Annotated in this window: 13 protein-coding genes; 10 read left to right on the plus strand and 3 right to left on the minus strand. The window is 63.3% G+C overall.

Translation table 11 applies throughout. From position 1 onward, the window contains the following. The first annotated feature begins 345 nt into the window (after positions 1–345). The 4 genes from BMI89_RS07050 to BMI89_RS07065 are packed head-to-tail and all read left to right on the plus strand — an operon-like array spanning position 346 to position 4239. Positions 346–1203, plus strand: a complete 858-nt coding sequence (locus BMI89_RS07050; RefSeq protein ID WP_078570355.1) for a hypothetical protein — start codon at positions 346–348, stop codon at positions 1201–1203. Then, positions 1200–3263, plus strand: a complete 2064-nt coding sequence (locus BMI89_RS07055; protein ID WP_078570356.1) for a cbb3-type cytochrome c oxidase subunit I — start codon at positions 1200–1202, stop codon at positions 3261–3263. The genes BMI89_RS07050 and BMI89_RS07055 overlap by 4 nt, the downstream gene beginning before the upstream one ends. Before the next feature lie 8 nt (positions 3264–3271). Next, complete coding sequence (locus tag BMI89_RS07060) at positions 3272–3886, plus strand: cytochrome c oxidase subunit 3 (protein WP_165756923.1); 615 nt, start codon at positions 3272–3274, stop codon at positions 3884–3886. After that, positions 3886–4239, plus strand: coding sequence for a cytochrome C oxidase subunit IV family protein (locus tag BMI89_RS07065; protein ID WP_078519282.1), 354 nt, complete (start codon positions 3886–3888; stop codon positions 4237–4239). The genes BMI89_RS07060 and BMI89_RS07065 overlap by 1 nt, the downstream gene beginning before the upstream one ends. Before the next feature lie 100 nt (positions 4240–4339). On the opposite strand, the gene BMI89_RS07070 is transcribed toward BMI89_RS07065, so the two are convergent. After that, positions 4340–4915 carry a DsrE family protein gene (locus tag BMI89_RS07070; protein WP_078570357.1) on the minus strand — a complete coding sequence of 192 codons (576 nt, stop codon included), beginning with the start codon at positions 4913–4915 and terminating at the stop codon, positions 4340–4342. A 262-nt stretch (positions 4916–5177) separates the two neighbouring features. Here BMI89_RS07070 and BMI89_RS07075 point away from each other — a divergent pair, with 262 nt between their 5' ends. Both BMI89_RS07075 and BMI89_RS07080 read left to right on the plus strand, forming a co-directional pair. After that, on the plus strand, positions 5178–6899 hold the full coding sequence (locus BMI89_RS07075; RefSeq protein WP_210402146.1) for a tetrathionate reductase family octaheme c-type cytochrome: 1722 nt from the start codon (positions 5178–5180) through the stop codon (positions 6897–6899). Next, the gene (locus tag BMI89_RS07080) at positions 6892–7542 is read left to right on the plus strand and encodes a cytochrome b/b6 domain-containing protein (RefSeq protein WP_078570358.1); all 651 of its coding nucleotides are present in this window, start codon (positions 6892–6894) and stop codon (positions 7540–7542) included. The genes BMI89_RS07075 and BMI89_RS07080 overlap by 8 nt, the downstream gene beginning before the upstream one ends. A gap of 142 nt (positions 7543–7684) precedes the next feature. On the opposite strand, the gene BMI89_RS07085 is transcribed toward BMI89_RS07080, so the two are convergent. Then, positions 7685–8239: a DUF882 domain-containing protein gene (locus BMI89_RS07085; RefSeq protein ID WP_078546845.1), complete on the minus strand. Its 555-nt coding sequence runs from the start codon at positions 8237–8239 to the stop codon at positions 7685–7687. 367 nt (positions 8240–8606) lie between these two features. Here BMI89_RS07085 and BMI89_RS07090 point away from each other — a divergent pair, with 367 nt between their 5' ends. The 4 genes from BMI89_RS07090 to BMI89_RS07105 are packed head-to-tail and all read left to right on the plus strand — an operon-like array spanning position 8607 to position 12899. Beyond that, positions 8607–10247 (plus strand): L,D-transpeptidase family protein, encoded by a 1641-nt coding sequence (locus tag BMI89_RS07090; RefSeq protein WP_078570359.1) that lies wholly within the window; start codon positions 8607–8609, stop codon positions 10245–10247. 56 nt (positions 10248–10303) lie between these two features. Further along, a complete protein-coding gene (locus tag BMI89_RS07095; RefSeq protein WP_078570360.1) occupies positions 10304–11404 on the plus strand; it encodes a UDP-3-O-(3-hydroxymyristoyl)glucosamine N-acyltransferase in 1101 nt (366 codons plus the stop codon). Between the two features lie 8 nt (positions 11405–11412). Then, positions 11413–11694, plus strand: a complete 282-nt coding sequence (locus tag BMI89_RS07100; protein ID WP_078546851.1) for an acyl carrier protein — start codon at positions 11413–11415, stop codon at positions 11692–11694. After that, entirely contained in the window at positions 11694–12899 is a 1206-nt protein-coding gene (locus tag BMI89_RS07105; RefSeq protein ID WP_078570361.1) for a beta-ketoacyl-[acyl-carrier-protein] synthase family protein, read from the plus strand. The genes BMI89_RS07100 and BMI89_RS07105 overlap by 1 nt, the downstream gene beginning before the upstream one ends. Positions 12900–12971: 72 nt before the next feature. Here BMI89_RS07105 and BMI89_RS07110 read toward each other — a convergent pair whose 3' ends face one another. Further along, entirely contained in the window at positions 12972–13715 is a 744-nt protein-coding gene (locus tag BMI89_RS07110) for an invasion associated locus B family protein (protein ID WP_078570362.1), read from the minus strand. Positions 13716–13718: the final 3 nt, after the last annotated feature.

Here is a 13718-nt window from a genome sequence, read left to right on the forward strand (position 1 = left end):
CCCGTTCAAGACCAACCCCCTTTATTTATTGGTTATTTTTTCGTGCGTCGCAGGTGTGTGATGAAATTTGTGCATTATTTTCAGTCGGTTACGCCCGTTCCTGCGACAATTTGTCAACACCGATTGACCTCGCGGGCGCTGCCCTAGAGTGGGAGGCATCGCGCGGGACGGGAGCCCTCGCGGCCTCCCCCGAGAGACCCCTATGCCCCCGCGCCAAGAAGAGGGAATAGGAAAGGTATTTCCGTGTTGTTTGAAAAAATCTACAAGCGGCCCAGCCGCCTCGCTGCCCCGGTCCTGTTGACCGTTGCGGCTGCATGGCTGTCAGGTTGCGCGGAGAACGGGGTGATGACCCCGCTCGGCCCGGTGGCGGCCGGAGAACGCGCTCACCTGATCAGCTTCTTCCTTTGGATGCTGCCCATTTCCCTGCCGATCCTGATCGGCACGCCGTGGATCGCGATGCGCTATCGCCGTCAGGGTGGGAAAGGCAAATATGACCCGACTTGGTCGCACTCGGTTGCCGCCGAAGTCGTGATCTGGGGTGGTGCCACGCTCACCTTCCTTATCGTCGGCTGGCTCACCTGGGGCCACGTGATGGGCGAAGACCCCTACAAGGCAACGGGCAAAGAACCAATGCATGTGAAGGTCATCGGGTCCGAATGGAAATGGATGTTCATCTATCCCGGCAAGGTCGCCGCCGTGAACCGGTTGGTCCTGCCCGAGAACACCCCCGTCGAGTTCGACATCACCGCCACCGGCGCGATGCAGAGCTTCTGGATCCCGCGTCTTGCTGGCCAGATCTACGCAATGCCGGGCATGAAGACGAAGATGAACCTGACCACCTCGGAAGATCCGTCGCAGACCTATGGCTTCAACAGCCAGTTCAACGGCGCGGCCTTCCCGCTCAACAAGTTTGAGGTCGACGTGGTGAGCCAGGAGCAGTTCGACGCGTTCCTGCAAGAGCCCAAGCACCCCTTCGCCCAGCTCGAGAAGGCGTTCAAGAAGACCGCGACCTGGTCGGGCCCCGAGCTCTTCGAGCCGCCTCAGAAAGGCTACTGGGACAAGGTGGCGATGAACCCCGACATGCTGAACGACGGTGGCGCAGCCATCCTTCCTGACCATGCGCCCGAGCAGAAGAAGATCGACGACGCGATCCGCGAAGAGCTGCATGTCTCGCAAAACCAACATCAAGGGGACGCTCAATGAGTATTCTTGGTAGTCTCGATTGGAACGATATCTTCATCGTTCCCTTCTTCACGGATCCGTCTCTGTCCACCGGGATCGCAGCAGGCGCGGGCGGCATCGTCGTCCTCGGCGCGCTCGCGGTCATGGTTCTGCTGACCGTCAAAGGTTGGTGGAAGCCGCTCTGGTCGAACTGGATCACTACGCTCGATCACAAGAAGATCGGTGTGATCTACATCGTTCTCGCCCTGATCATGCTGATCCGGGGCGTCCTCGAGGCGGTCGTGATGCGCGCCCAGCAGGTCTCGCCCGCACCGGGCTTCCTGTCGGTCGAACACCACGCCGAGCTGTTCTCGACCCACGGCACGATCATGATCTTCTTCGTGGCGATGCCCTTCCTGACCGGCGTCATCAACGTCGTCATGCCGCTCCAGATCGGTGCGCGCGACATGGAGTTCCCCTTCATGAACGCGGTCTCGCTCTGGCTGTCGATCGGCGGTGCGGCACTCGTGATGGCCTCGCTCGTCGTCGGTCACTTCGAGACCGGCGGTTGGACCGCTTATCCGCCCTATACGGGCATCAAGCTGTCGCCGAACGAGGGCGTGGATTACTGGATCTGGTCGCTGGGCCTGACTTCGGTCGGTTCGACGCTTTCGGGCATCAACTTCCTCGTGACGATCTACAAGCAGCGTGCCCCCGGCATGAAGCTGTTCGACATGTCGATCTTCGCCTGGACGACGCTCTGCACCGCGATCCTGATGATCTTCGCGATGATGCCGCTGACCGTGGCCTCGCTGATGCTGGCGCTTGACCGTCAGGCGGGCTTCCACTTCTTCACCGCCACTCATGGCGGGAACATGATGAACTTCGCCAACATGTTCTGGCTGTTCGGTCACCCGGAAGTCTACATCCTGATCCTGCCGGCCTTCGGCGTGTTCTCGGAAGTCATCCCGACCTTCTCGGGCAAGAAGATCTACGGCTACACCTCGCTCGTCTGGGCCACCATTGCCATCGCAGTGCTGTCCTTCACCGTCTGGGTGCACCACTTCTTCACCATGGGTCAGACCGCCCACCTCAACGCCATCTTCGGCATCGCGACGATGACGATCGGTGTGCCGACCGGTGTGAAGGTCTTCAACTGGATGCTGACCATGTGGCGCGGCAAGCTGCGATTCTCGACCGCGATGCTGTTCTCCACCGGCTTCATCTTCACCTTCGTGATCGGCGGGATCACGGGCGTCATGCTCGCCAACCCGACGATCGACTTCGCGACCCACAACTCGCTGTTCCTGGTGGCGCACTTCCACAACATGCTCATCCCGGGCCTGCTGTTCGGTATGTTCGCGGCCGTGAACTACTGGTTCCCGCTCTGCTTCGGCTTCCGCCTGGACGAGAAATGGGGCCGTCGCAGCTTCTGGCTGTGGATGATCGGCTTCTACGGGGCCTTCATGCCGCTCTATGCGATCGGTCTGATGGGCGCACCGCGCCGCATGGCCTTCTTCACCGAGCCGGCCTACTTCCCGTGGCTGGTAATCGCGATGCTCGGCGCGCTGTGCGTGCTGGCGGGTCTGACCGCGCAGATCATTCAGGTCTGGGTCTCGGTCAAGAACCGTGAGAGCCTGATGGTGCCGGCGGGCGATCCCTGGGACGGTCGTGGTATCGAATGGTCGCTGGGCTGCCCGGTGCCGGAATACGACTTCTCCACCATCCCGGCGATGACCTCGCGAGAGCCGTGGGTTGATGCGAAGGAAGCGGGCAAGCGGGTCATGGATCCGACCGAGTTCGTCGACATCCACCTGCCGAAACCGACCGGTATGCCGTTCCTGGTGGGCCTCGTCGCGACCCTCTTCGCTTTCGCCATGATCTTCCAGATGTGGCTGATCGCTGCGGTGGGCTTCGTGGCCATGTGGGTGCTGGTGCTGATCCGCTCCTACGACACCGACTGGGAAGAAACCGTCACCGCGGAAGAACTGCGTGAGGGCTATGAAGCCCACAAGCGCCTCGTCGAAACCACGCCGCAAATCCGGCTCGACGATGAGTTCACCACCAAGAACCGCGGCCTGATCATGGAGACGCAGGTATGAGTGCAACTATGAGCAACACGGGGGCAGCGCACGCTGCCTCCCACGATCACGGCCATCACGACAAGACGGGCACGGTGATCTTCGGCTTCTGGATCTTCCTGATGTCGGACCTCATCGCCTTCTCGCTGATGATCGCCAACTACGCCGATGCCGAATGGCACGGCATCGCGAACGGGCCGAGCCCGCATGAGCTGTTCAGCCTCGGCCTGCCGACCATCGAGACGATGGCGCTGCTGATCTCCACCTTCACCTTCGGTATCTGCACGCTGGGGATGAAATACGGCGCGTCGATGAAGCGCACGGTGGGCTGGCTCGTCGTGACGCTGGCGCTTGGCGCGATCTTCCTCGGGATCGAACTCTACGAATTCCACGAGTTCTGGACCGAGGGCAACACGCCGCAAGTGTCGGGCTTCCTGACCGCCTATTACTCGCTGGTGGGTCTGCACGGTCTGCACGTCACCTCGGGTATCATCTGGGGCATCCTGCTGATGGTTCAGATGAAGACCTTCGGGATGAACGACCTGATCAAGTCGCGTCTCGTGCGTCTGGGCCTGTTCTGGCACATGCTGGACATCGTCTGGATCGCGCTCTTCACGAAAGTCTACCTGATGGGGGTGCTGTGATGGATTATATCAACTCCGACGTCGGCATGGACTCGGCTGAGTACAAGCACGACATGGCGCGCTATGTCTGGGGCTTCGCGCTCTCGGTGGTCCTGACGCTCGCAGGCGTTGTGATCGTCGCGGGTGGCGTGTTCTCGACGGGCCTCGCATGGTCCATCGTGGGCATCCTCGGCATCGCGCAGCTGATCATCCAGTTCTGGGCCTTCATGCACCTCGACTTCTCGAAAGAGGCGCGTCCGGACCTGTATCTGGTGCTGTTCACCTTCCTGCTCATCATCCTGATGGCTGCGGGCACCGTCTGGGTGCTGGCCGATCTGGCAAGCCGGATGGGTATGGGCGCCGGCAGCATGTAAGCCGAGGGGCAGGGGCCTCCGGGCCTCGCTCCGTCAAGCAAAAAGAAACGCGGGCAGCGCAAACTGCCCGCGTTTTTTCATGTCCGCCTGAGAGGCGCGCTTACATCGGGAAGAGCTGGTAGCCTTGGCTTTCCAGCACGGGCACGGCGGCCAGAGCCGAGAGCGCCACATCGACATTCGGCCCGACCTGATCCTCGGTGAAGCCGTGATCGGCCAGTGCCTGCCCGCAGACATAGAGCGTGACGCCCGCATCCGCGAGCTCCTGCTTCAGCTTGGTGTCGGGATCGTCCTTGCCGAACTTGTCCTTATACGCCTCGGGCGAAAGCGCGAGCGGGGTCGCCGCGCCATGCAGCACCACCGCGAATTTGCGATGTTCCTTGTCGACGCCCGCATTGCCGTAGACGTTCACCGCGCGCGCGACATGCCACAGTGCCGCGTTCACGCCGCCGTCCATCGTCTTGCCCATCCCGACGTCGAAGACGATCTTCCAGTCCTTGTTCGGATCGGGGCTGAGCGCGCCATCGGGCACGGGGTGCATCTTGCCGTAATCCTTCACGACCGGGTTGATCCATTCGGTTTTCGAGCCGTCGTTGCTCGAAGAGGCGGCGAACGCCGCGCCCGAACCGAGGGCAAGGGCGAGGGCGGCGGGAAGAACGAAGCGGGTTGCGCGCTGCATGAAACTCTCCTGTGAAATCGATTTGAGGGCCGGGAATGGGGATGTCCGCGCCCGGTGAGGCTCAGCGCGGGGCGGCAGCGCTTCGTTCCTCGCCGCACCGCTCACGGCAGATCAGGGCTGCGTGATGCGCGCCGCACCCCCGCGCGTGCAAAATCTGATGCGACAGTAAGTCACGCAAAACTCACGAAATGTCGCATCCCCGTGATCGCCGCGTTCACGCTAAGCAATGTGAGTAACCAGTAGTGAGCCAGTCGGAGCATCGATGACACAGAGTGCATTGCGGATCACGGCATTCGTCTCAGCCGTGATTTTGGGCCAGCTTCCCGCCTATGCGCAGGACGCGGCCGGGGAGGAGACGCCTGCAATCGGCGCGCAATCGACACCCGTCGCACAAGGCGCGTCGAAGGCCGCCCATATGAACGATCCGGTGAAAGAGCTCACTGCCGACCACTCGAAATTCGATCAGCTCAAAGGGCCGTTCGCCTCGGGCTCCGAGGTGACGGAAGCCTGTCTGTCGTGCCACACCGAAGCCTCCAATCAGGTGATGCATTCGGTTCACTGGACCTGGGAATACCAGAACGAGGCCACGGGCAAGACGCTCGGCAAGGCGCATGAGATGAACGCGTTTTGCGGCAATGTCGCCTCGAACGAGGTGCGCTGCACCTCGTGCCACACGGGCTATGGCTGGACGGACGTGCGCGAGCCGATGCCCGACGATCCGACCAAGGTCGACTGCCTCGTCTGTCACGACAAATCCGGCCAATATACCAAACAGGATAACCTCGCGGGCGAGCCGCCGCTGGAACCGGTGGCCGCGGGCGCGAAGACGATCACCGGCGCGGCCGCCTGGCCCGTCGATCTGGCCGAGGCCGCGCAATCGGTGGGCGCACCGCCCGGTCGCGACAATTGCGGCAACTGCCACTTCTACGGCGGTGGCGGCGACAACGTGAAGCATGGCGATCTCAGCTCGGCGCTGTTCAACCCGCCGCGCGACGTCGATGTCCATATGTCGCCCGACGGTCAGAACTTCACCTGCGAGACCTGCCACGTCTCGGACAAGCACGTCTTCGAGGGCTCGCGCTACGAGACCGACGTTATCGACCCGCATCCCGATCGAAAGGCGGGCACCGCCCACGACGCGGCCGCCTGCCAGTCGTGCCACACCGACAGCCCGCATGAGGGGCCGAACCCGCTGATCGCGGCGAAGCTCAACGATCACACCGACACGCTGGCCTGCCAGACCTGCCACATCCCCAGCTTCGCGCGGGGCGGGGTGGCCACAAAGACCGTCTGGGACTGGTCCACGGCGGGCAAGCTCGACGAGAACGGCAAGCCGATCACCGAAGAGGGCTTCACCCAATCCGACGGCAAGCACCTGCACACCTACATGTCGAAGAAGGGCAATTTCGAATGGGGCGAGAACGTCACGCCCTATTACGCCTGGTCCAACGGCGAGATGACCTTCACCCTACCGGAGGAAGAGATCGACCCGACGCAGGTGGTCGAGATCAACAAGATCGGCGGCAATCCCGGTCAGCCCGACAGCCGCATCTTCCCCTTCAAGCGGATGGTCGGCACGCAGGCCTATGACACCCAGCGCAATGTGCTGGCCTATAACAACGTCTATGGCCCCGGCAACGGCACCGCGCTCTGGTCCTATTACGACTGGGAGAAATCCCTCAAGGCGGGCATGGACTATGCCGGTGTGGAGTATTCGGGCGAGTTCGATTTCGTCCATACCTACATGTACTGGCCGATCACCCATATGGTCGCGCCCGCAGACGATGCGCTGCAATGCGAAAGCTGCCACACGCAGGGCGGCCGGATGGCCGATCTGGCGGGGATCTACGTTCCCGGATCGGAAATCAATCTCGGCGGCAAGCTGGGGCTCGCGATGTTCCTGATGGCGCTTCTGGGGGCCTTGGGCCATGGCGCGCTGCGCCTGATCAACCGCGGCAAGAAGAATGGAGGCCACCATGGCTGAGCATTGCGTAAAGGTCTATTCGCGCTTCAACCGGCTCTGGCACTGGAGCCAGGTCGCCTCGATCATGTTGCTGTTCTTCACCGGCGCGCGGCTTCTGGGACTGCATCCGATCCTGCCTTTCGGGGCGGCGGTGCTGATCCACACGGTCGTCGCGCTGGCGCTCCTGCTGCTCTGGGCCTTCGCGACCTTCTGGCTGTTCACCACGGGCGGCTACAAGCAGTTCATCCCGCGCATGCAGGGGATGTGGGAGGTTAGCCGCTTCTACGCCTACGGCGTCTTCAAGGGCGAGGAGCATCCTTATGTGAAGAGCTACGAGCGGCGGCACAACCCGCTGCAGGCGGCGGCCTATTTCGCGCTCAAGATGATGGTCTTCCCGGCGATCTGGATCTCGGGACTGGCCTATCTCAGCTACGGCTTCTGGGATCACCTCGACGGCGGCTCGTTCTGGCTGGAGATCATCGCGAATTTCCACGTCCTCGCGGCCTTCGCCATTGCGAGCTTCGTGGTGATCCATGTCTACCTGCTCACCATCGGCCACGGCTTCCGCCAGCATGTGCGCCCCATGGTCTCGGGCTATGAGAAGGTCGATCTGACGCCCGAGGCAGAGGCCTATTTCCGCCAGCAGGGAAGGGTGCTCGACTGAGCATCGCTACGCACGACTGATCGAGGCCCCCATGCGGGGCCTTTTTCTGTCTGCGGTTTGGGGCCCCCCCCGGCAGGGCAGGCAAAGAAAAACGCCGCTCGGGAAAGCGGCGTTCGGGTCGGTCAGACGAGGAGCGCGAGGCTCAGGAGCCCCAGTGCCGCACCGGGCCGCAATCCATGTGCACGAAGTTCGAGCGCGAGTATTTGCCAACGCCGCCGGCGTGGCAGGCGGCCGCCGCCTTGTACATCTGGCTGACCGAGCGCGACTTCAGCCGCAGGTCCATCGCCAGACCCTGCATGTGCAGCGAGTTCTTCGCGACGCCTTTCGAGCGGGAGCGCAGCATGGCGTTGGTCTTCGGCGAGCGGTAGCCCGACAGCAGCATGTAGGGTTCGCGCGAGTCCATCAGGTTGTGCGCGGCGGCTGCGATGTCCACGGTGCGCGCGTCGATGTTTTTCAGCTGGTTGGTGCGCCAGTCGCGGGCGAAGTAGGTGATTTCCTTCAGCGCGTCGGGGATATACTCGCCTTCGATCCAGTAAACGGTGTCGAGCGTCTCGCCGGTACGACCGTTATACATCTTGATCCGTCGGATGTCCCCTGCGCCCTTGAGTAGACCGAAAGCGTTACTCATGGTGGGGGCTGCCGTCACCATGGTCGCAGCAAATGCGCCCAGAAGGCCGCGCCGGGAAATCGTCGTCATAGCAAGTTCCTGTGTTCGCCTGTCTCTCGATTTTCCCGCTCTGTTTCGAGCGGTTGAGGGATGGTAGACCCAAACTTCTTACTCCTTATGGCATAGACAGATTAATCGATAAAGAACGGAACTGATGCATCTTTGCCATGTTGGGGTATGTCGGCAAAAATTCGCCTGCCGGTAGTAAAAATGGTCTCACGCCCCAGTGGGAGCGCTGTGACGACGGGGGCGGAGGTAGCGGAAAGGTGCTGTTGCGTCCCTGCATCGTTCCTCGCGCGTCGGCTCACTTCGTTGCGCGCAGGCAACGCTTCGCTGGACAGATGCAGGTAAGTTTGGAACATCTGGAACGATGGGTCCGGGCAGGGGTTTAGACGCTATGACGCGCAATTTCCGTAAGATAGGGCTGGCCTTCGCGCTAGCTACGCTCGCCGCCGGCGCTCAGGCGCAAGGCACTGCCCAGATTGCAGCGCAAGGGGCCATGTCGCCGCTGGCTGGCGTCGAGCTTTCGGGCTTCACCCAGGCCGTGGCTGAGGCTGCCGCTGACAATCCCGCTCTGGCCGCCTTCTACGCCGCCCGCGATTACCGGCCTATTTGGACCGCCGCCGAGGATGCGGGCCGCCGCGCGGCTTTCATGCGCGCGCTCGATCTGTCGGCAATGCAGGGGCTGCCCACTTCGCATTACGACCCCGAGGGGCTGCGTGTCGCCTTCGCCGCCGTCCAGTCCGAGCGTCAGCGCGGGCTGCTCGAAGTGAAGATGAGCCAGATTTTCCTCGATTACGCCCATGACCTGTCGCATGGCGTGCTCGACCCGCATAGCGTCATCTCCGATATCAAGCGCGAACCCAAACGCGCCGATCCCGAAGCCCGGATCACGGCTTTTGCGGCCTCGACCAACCCGGCGCTGTTCCTGCGCGAGCTGGCGCCTCAGATGCCGCAATATGCGCAGCTGGTGAAAGCGCGCCTCGATCTGGAACATCAGATCGAAGCGGGCGGCTGGGGGCCGACGGTGCCCGGCACCAAGCTCGAGCCCGGCGACAGCGGGCCGGACGTGCTGGCGCTGCGCGACCGGCTGCAGCGGATGGGCTATCTGGGCCGCTCTGCCAGCGCGACCTATGACGCCGAGATGCAGAAGGCCGTGCAGGCCTATCAGACCGATCAGGGGCTCGCGACCGATGGCGTCGCCGGGCCGAGCACACTGGGCGAGATCAACAAGAGCCCCGAGGCGCGGATGAAAGCCATCCTCGTCGCGATGGAGCGTCTGCGCTGGATGAACGGCATCGATTTCTCGGGCCGCTACGTCTGGGTCAACATCACTGATTTCTCGGTGCGCGTGGTCGATCACGGCAAGACTATCTTCCGCTCGGTGACGGTGGTCGGGCAGAACAGCTCGGACCGCCGCACGCCGGAGTTTTCCGACGAGATGGAGCGGATGGTCATCAACCCGGCCTGGCATGTGCCGCGCTCGATCGTGACCAAAGAATACCTGCCGCAGATGAAGCGCAATCCGAACGCGGCGAGCCAGCTTCAGCTGATCGACAGCCGGGGCCGGGTCGTGCCGCGCTCGGCGGTGAATTTCGCCGCCTATAATGCGAGCAACTTCCCCTTCGCAATGAAGCAGCCGCCGTCGAACCGCAACGCGCTGGGGCTGGTGAAATTCCTGTTCCCGAACCGCTGGAACATCTACTTGCACGACACGCCGTCGAAATCGCTCTTCAAGAAAGAGACGCGGGCGTTCAGCCATGGCTGCGTGCGCGTCGGCGACCCCTTCGATCTGGCCTACACGCTTCTGGGCGCGCAAAGCTCCGATCCGGAAGCTGAGTTCAAGCGCATCCTCAATTCGGGGCGCGAAACCGTCGTGCCGCTCGAAGAGCACGTCCCGGTCCATCTGACTTACTTCACCGCCTGGCCGACCGCGTCGGGGCATGTCGAGTATCGCCGCGACGTCTATGGGCGTGACGCGATCCTCTTCAACGCCTTGCAAAAGGCCGGGGTGGAATTGGGCACGCAGGACAGCTAAATCTCTGGCAACGGGGGCGGCAAGCGCGCCCTCATGCGACCATGAGAGGATCGGCCATGTCCCAGACAATCGAGCATATCGCGCAGGCGCTGAACGCCCGCGCCGAAGGCGACCTGTCGATCGAGGTGACCGGCGCGTCCGAGCCTGCGACGGCGGAACCCGACCAGATCGCCCTCGCGATGAGCGAGAAATACGCCGAAGGGCTGTGCGAGGGTAAGGCCCGCGCGGCGCTTCTGTGGGAAGGTGCCGACTGGCGCGCGCTCGGGCTGGAGGCGGCGGTCTTCGTGACCCGCCCGCGTCTCGCCATGGCGGGGCTGTCGAAAGCCTTCGATCCCGGCCCCAATGTCGAGCCCGGCATCCACCCGACCTGTGTGATCGACCCGACCGCCATCATTGGCAAGGATGCCGCCATCGGCCCCTTCACCGTGATCGGCAAGGAGGCGAAGATCGGCCCGAACGCGCGGATCGTGGGGCAGGTGACCATCGCGGAGGGCGCGCAGATCGGCTCTGATGCGCTGATCTATCCCGGTGCGCGGATCGGCGCGCGGGTTCTGATCGGCGATCGTCTGGTCTGTCAGCCCGGCGCAGTGATCGGCTCGGACGGGTTCTCCTTCGTCACGCCTGATCCTTCGGGTGTCGAGGAAATCCGCCACACGCTGGAGCAGCGCGAGGAGATCACCGAGCAGAAATGGTCCCGCATCCATTCGCTCGGCACGGTCGAGATCGGAGACGATGTCGAGATCGGCGCCAATGCCTGTATCGATCGCGGCACGGTGCGCGCGACGGCGATCGGCTCGGGCAGCAAGCTCGATAACATGGTCCATATCGGCCATAACGTGCAGGTGGGCGAGGATTGCCTGCTCTGCGGTCAGGTCGGCATCGCGGGCTCCACCCGGATCGGCCACCGCGTGGTGCTGGCAGGCCAATGCGGCGTCTCGGACAACATCACCGTGGGCGATGACGTCATCGCGGCGGGCGGCACCAATATCTATACCAACGTTCCCAAAGGCCGTACGATCTGGGGGAGTCCGGCGGTGAAGATGGAAACGCAACTCGAGATCAACAAATCTGTCCGCAGATTGCCGAGATTGTTTGCGCAAATGGCCGAGCTTCGAGAAACTGTTACGAAACTCACGCAAAAAGGCGGCACGGAGTAACCCCAGATATGAGGCCAGACGTGCAAGACCAGGTTTTCTCGATCATCGCCCGCGAAGCCCTTCGCGAGCCCTCCGAACTTTCGCCCGAGATGACGCTCGACGAGTTGGGGCTCGATAGCCTCGGCCTCGTCGAAGTGATCTTCGCCATCGAAGAAGCTTTCGATGTCTCGGTGCCCTTCAACGCCAACGAGCCCGCCGCCTCGCAATTCGACATGTCTTCGGTCGGCGCGATCGTCGGCGCGGTGGAGCGTCTCGTCTCGGGCGGCAAGCCTTCGACCGCCGTCGCCTGATGCGGCGCGTCGTCATCACGGGCGCGGGCACGATCAACGCGCTCGGCGAGGGCGTTGCGGCAACCAAGGCGGCCATGGCGGAGGGGCGCAGCGGCATCGGGCCGCTCAGCTTCCAGGATGTGGAGCGGCTGAGCATCCGCATCGGCGGTCAGATCCGCGGCTATGACGCGTCTGACCGCTTCACCTCAGCGCAGCTCGCGCAATACGATCCCTTCACCCAATACGCGCTGATCTCCGGCGCGGAGGCGATGGCGCAGGCGGGGTTGGAGGCAGCCCCCGATCCCGCGCGCTGGGGCTGCATCATCGGGTCCGCAGGCGGCGGGCACACGACCGCGAATAACGCCTATCGCGCGGTTTTCGCAGATCAAAAGAACCGCGTGCATCCGCTGACGGTGCCCAAGCTGATGGCCAACGCCGCGCCCTCGCATCTCTCGATCCGCTACGGGCTGCAGGGGCCGAGCTTTGCCGTGGCCACCGCCTGCGCCAGCTCCAACCACGCCATCGGCCTCGCGTTCCAGATGGTGCGGTCCGGCATGGCCGAGGGGATGCTCGCGGGCGGGTCCGAGGCGATGCTCAATTTCGGCGGGCTGAAAGCGTGGGAAGGGCTGCGAGTGATGTCGCCCGATGGCTGCCGCCCGTTCTCGGCGGATCGCAACGGCATGGTGCAGGGCGAGGGCGCGGGCGTCTTCGTGATCGAGACGCTGGAAAGCGCCGAGGCCCGCGGCGCACAGCCCTTGGCCGAGATTGCGGGCTTCGCGATGAATTCCGATGCGAGTGATGTCGTGATGCCGTCGCTCGACAGCGCCTCCGCCGCGATCACCGGCGCGCTGAGCGATGCGGGCATGGCGCCCGAAGAGGTCGGCTATATCAACGCCCACGGCACCGGCACGGCAGTCAATGACCGGATCGAGACTGCCGCGATCCGCGCGGCACTAGGTGCGGCGGCCGATCACGTCGCGGTCTCTTCGACCAAGGCGCTGCATGGGCATTGCATCGGCGGCACGGGGGCGGTGGAGTTGGTCGCCTGCCTGATGGCGCTTGGCGATGGGGTGATCGCGCCCACGGCGAATTACGCCACCCCCGATCCCGACTGCGATCTGGATTACGTGCCCAACACGGCCCGCAAGGCACAGGTCGGCGCGGCACTCTCGAATGCCTTCGCTTTCGGAGGGCTTAACGCGGTCGTGGCCCTGCGCGCGATATGAAAACGCCGCGCCCGGATGGGGCGCGGCGTATTTGATTTCAAACGGTTGCGAGCCGAAGCTCACCAATCCAGCTTACTGCTGAACGCCGTTTTCCTTGTTGGTTTTCACGGTCTCGTCAAAGGCTTTGGTGAAGCCGCTGAGCGAGATATCCGCTTTGACCTTTTGCTGCGGGTTGGCCAGCGGCGTGATTGTGATCGTCGCCTTGCTGCCCTTCTTGAGCGACTCGAGTTCGGCCTTGCCGACGCCGAAGCGCGCGAAGCAACCCATCATGCGCGGGTCGCAGAAGGAATAGGGGTAGACCATTGCCTTGCCGCCATCGACCTGCATCACGAGGTTCTGCGACAGCAGGGTCTGCATCGGCACCATGATGGTCAGGCCGGCTGCAGCTTGGCTGCCATCGGGCAGGCCGATCACCGAGATGTCGGCCACGTTGCCGCCATTCTGGTCCTTGATCACCTGATACATCTGGCAGGGATCCTTGCCGTCGGGCGACTTGGCGCATTGCAGATCCCAATCGCCATAGGTGGCCTTGGTGTAGGTCTGCGGCTCCTGCGGCTTTTGTGCCTGCTGATCGGCGCCGGGCATCGTCGGCGTGGCGTCAGCACCGTTCGCGGTGGCGTCGGGCGCCTGATCGGTGCTGGTCGCGTCTGCGCCCGCATCCGCCGCCGGGGTTGCCGCGCCATCGGTGGTCGCGCCTGCGGTCGCATCCGCCGAGGGGGTCGTGGTCGTGTCGCTCGAGGTGGTATCTTGCGCCCACGCCCCGCTTGCAAGGCCGAGGGCCAGAGCGAGGGCGAGCGGTTTCGTCAGTTGAGACATATT

The sequence above is a fragment of the Thioclava sp. F36-7 genome (assembly GCF_002020075.1).
GTDB classification, from domain to species: domain Bacteria; phylum Pseudomonadota; class Alphaproteobacteria; order Rhodobacterales; family Rhodobacteraceae; genus Thioclava; species Thioclava sediminum.

Excerpts from the sequence above, each read along its gene's own strand:
- BMI89_RS07050 (WP_078570355.1), top strand. The coding sequence starts at position 346 with ATGACCCCGCTCGGCCCGGTGGCGGCCGGAGAACGCGCTCACCTGATC.
- BMI89_RS07055 (WP_078570356.1), top strand. The coding sequence starts at position 1,200 with ATGAGTATTCTTGGTAGTCTCGATTGGAACGATATCTTCATCGTTCCC.
- BMI89_RS07060 (WP_165756923.1), top strand. The coding sequence starts at position 3,272 with ATGAGCAACACGGGGGCAGCGCACGCTGCCTCCCACGATCACGGCCAT.
- BMI89_RS07065 (WP_078519282.1), top strand. The coding sequence starts at position 3,886 with ATGGATTATATCAACTCCGACGTCGGCATGGACTCGGCTGAGTACAAG.
- BMI89_RS07070 (WP_078570357.1), bottom strand. The coding sequence starts at position 4,915 with ATGCAGCGCGCAACCCGCTTCGTTCTTCCCGCCGCCCTCGCCCTTGCC.
- BMI89_RS07075 (WP_210402146.1), top strand. The coding sequence starts at position 5,178 with ATGACACAGAGTGCATTGCGGATCACGGCATTCGTCTCAGCCGTGATT.
- BMI89_RS07080 (WP_078570358.1), top strand. The coding sequence starts at position 6,892 with ATGGCTGAGCATTGCGTAAAGGTCTATTCGCGCTTCAACCGGCTCTGG.
- BMI89_RS07085 (WP_078546845.1), bottom strand. The coding sequence starts at position 8,239 with ATGACGACGATTTCCCGGCGCGGCCTTCTGGGCGCATTTGCTGCGACC.
- BMI89_RS07090 (WP_078570359.1), top strand. The coding sequence starts at position 8,607 with ATGACGCGCAATTTCCGTAAGATAGGGCTGGCCTTCGCGCTAGCTACG.
- BMI89_RS07095 (WP_078570360.1), top strand. The coding sequence starts at position 10,304 with ATGTCCCAGACAATCGAGCATATCGCGCAGGCGCTGAACGCCCGCGCC.
- BMI89_RS07100 (WP_078546851.1), top strand. The coding sequence starts at position 11,413 with ATGAGGCCAGACGTGCAAGACCAGGTTTTCTCGATCATCGCCCGCGAA.
- BMI89_RS07105 (WP_078570361.1), top strand. The coding sequence starts at position 11,694 with ATGCGGCGCGTCGTCATCACGGGCGCGGGCACGATCAACGCGCTCGGC.
- BMI89_RS07110 (WP_078570362.1), bottom strand. The coding sequence starts at position 13,715 with ATGTCTCAACTGACGAAACCGCTCGCCCTCGCTCTGGCCCTCGGCCTT.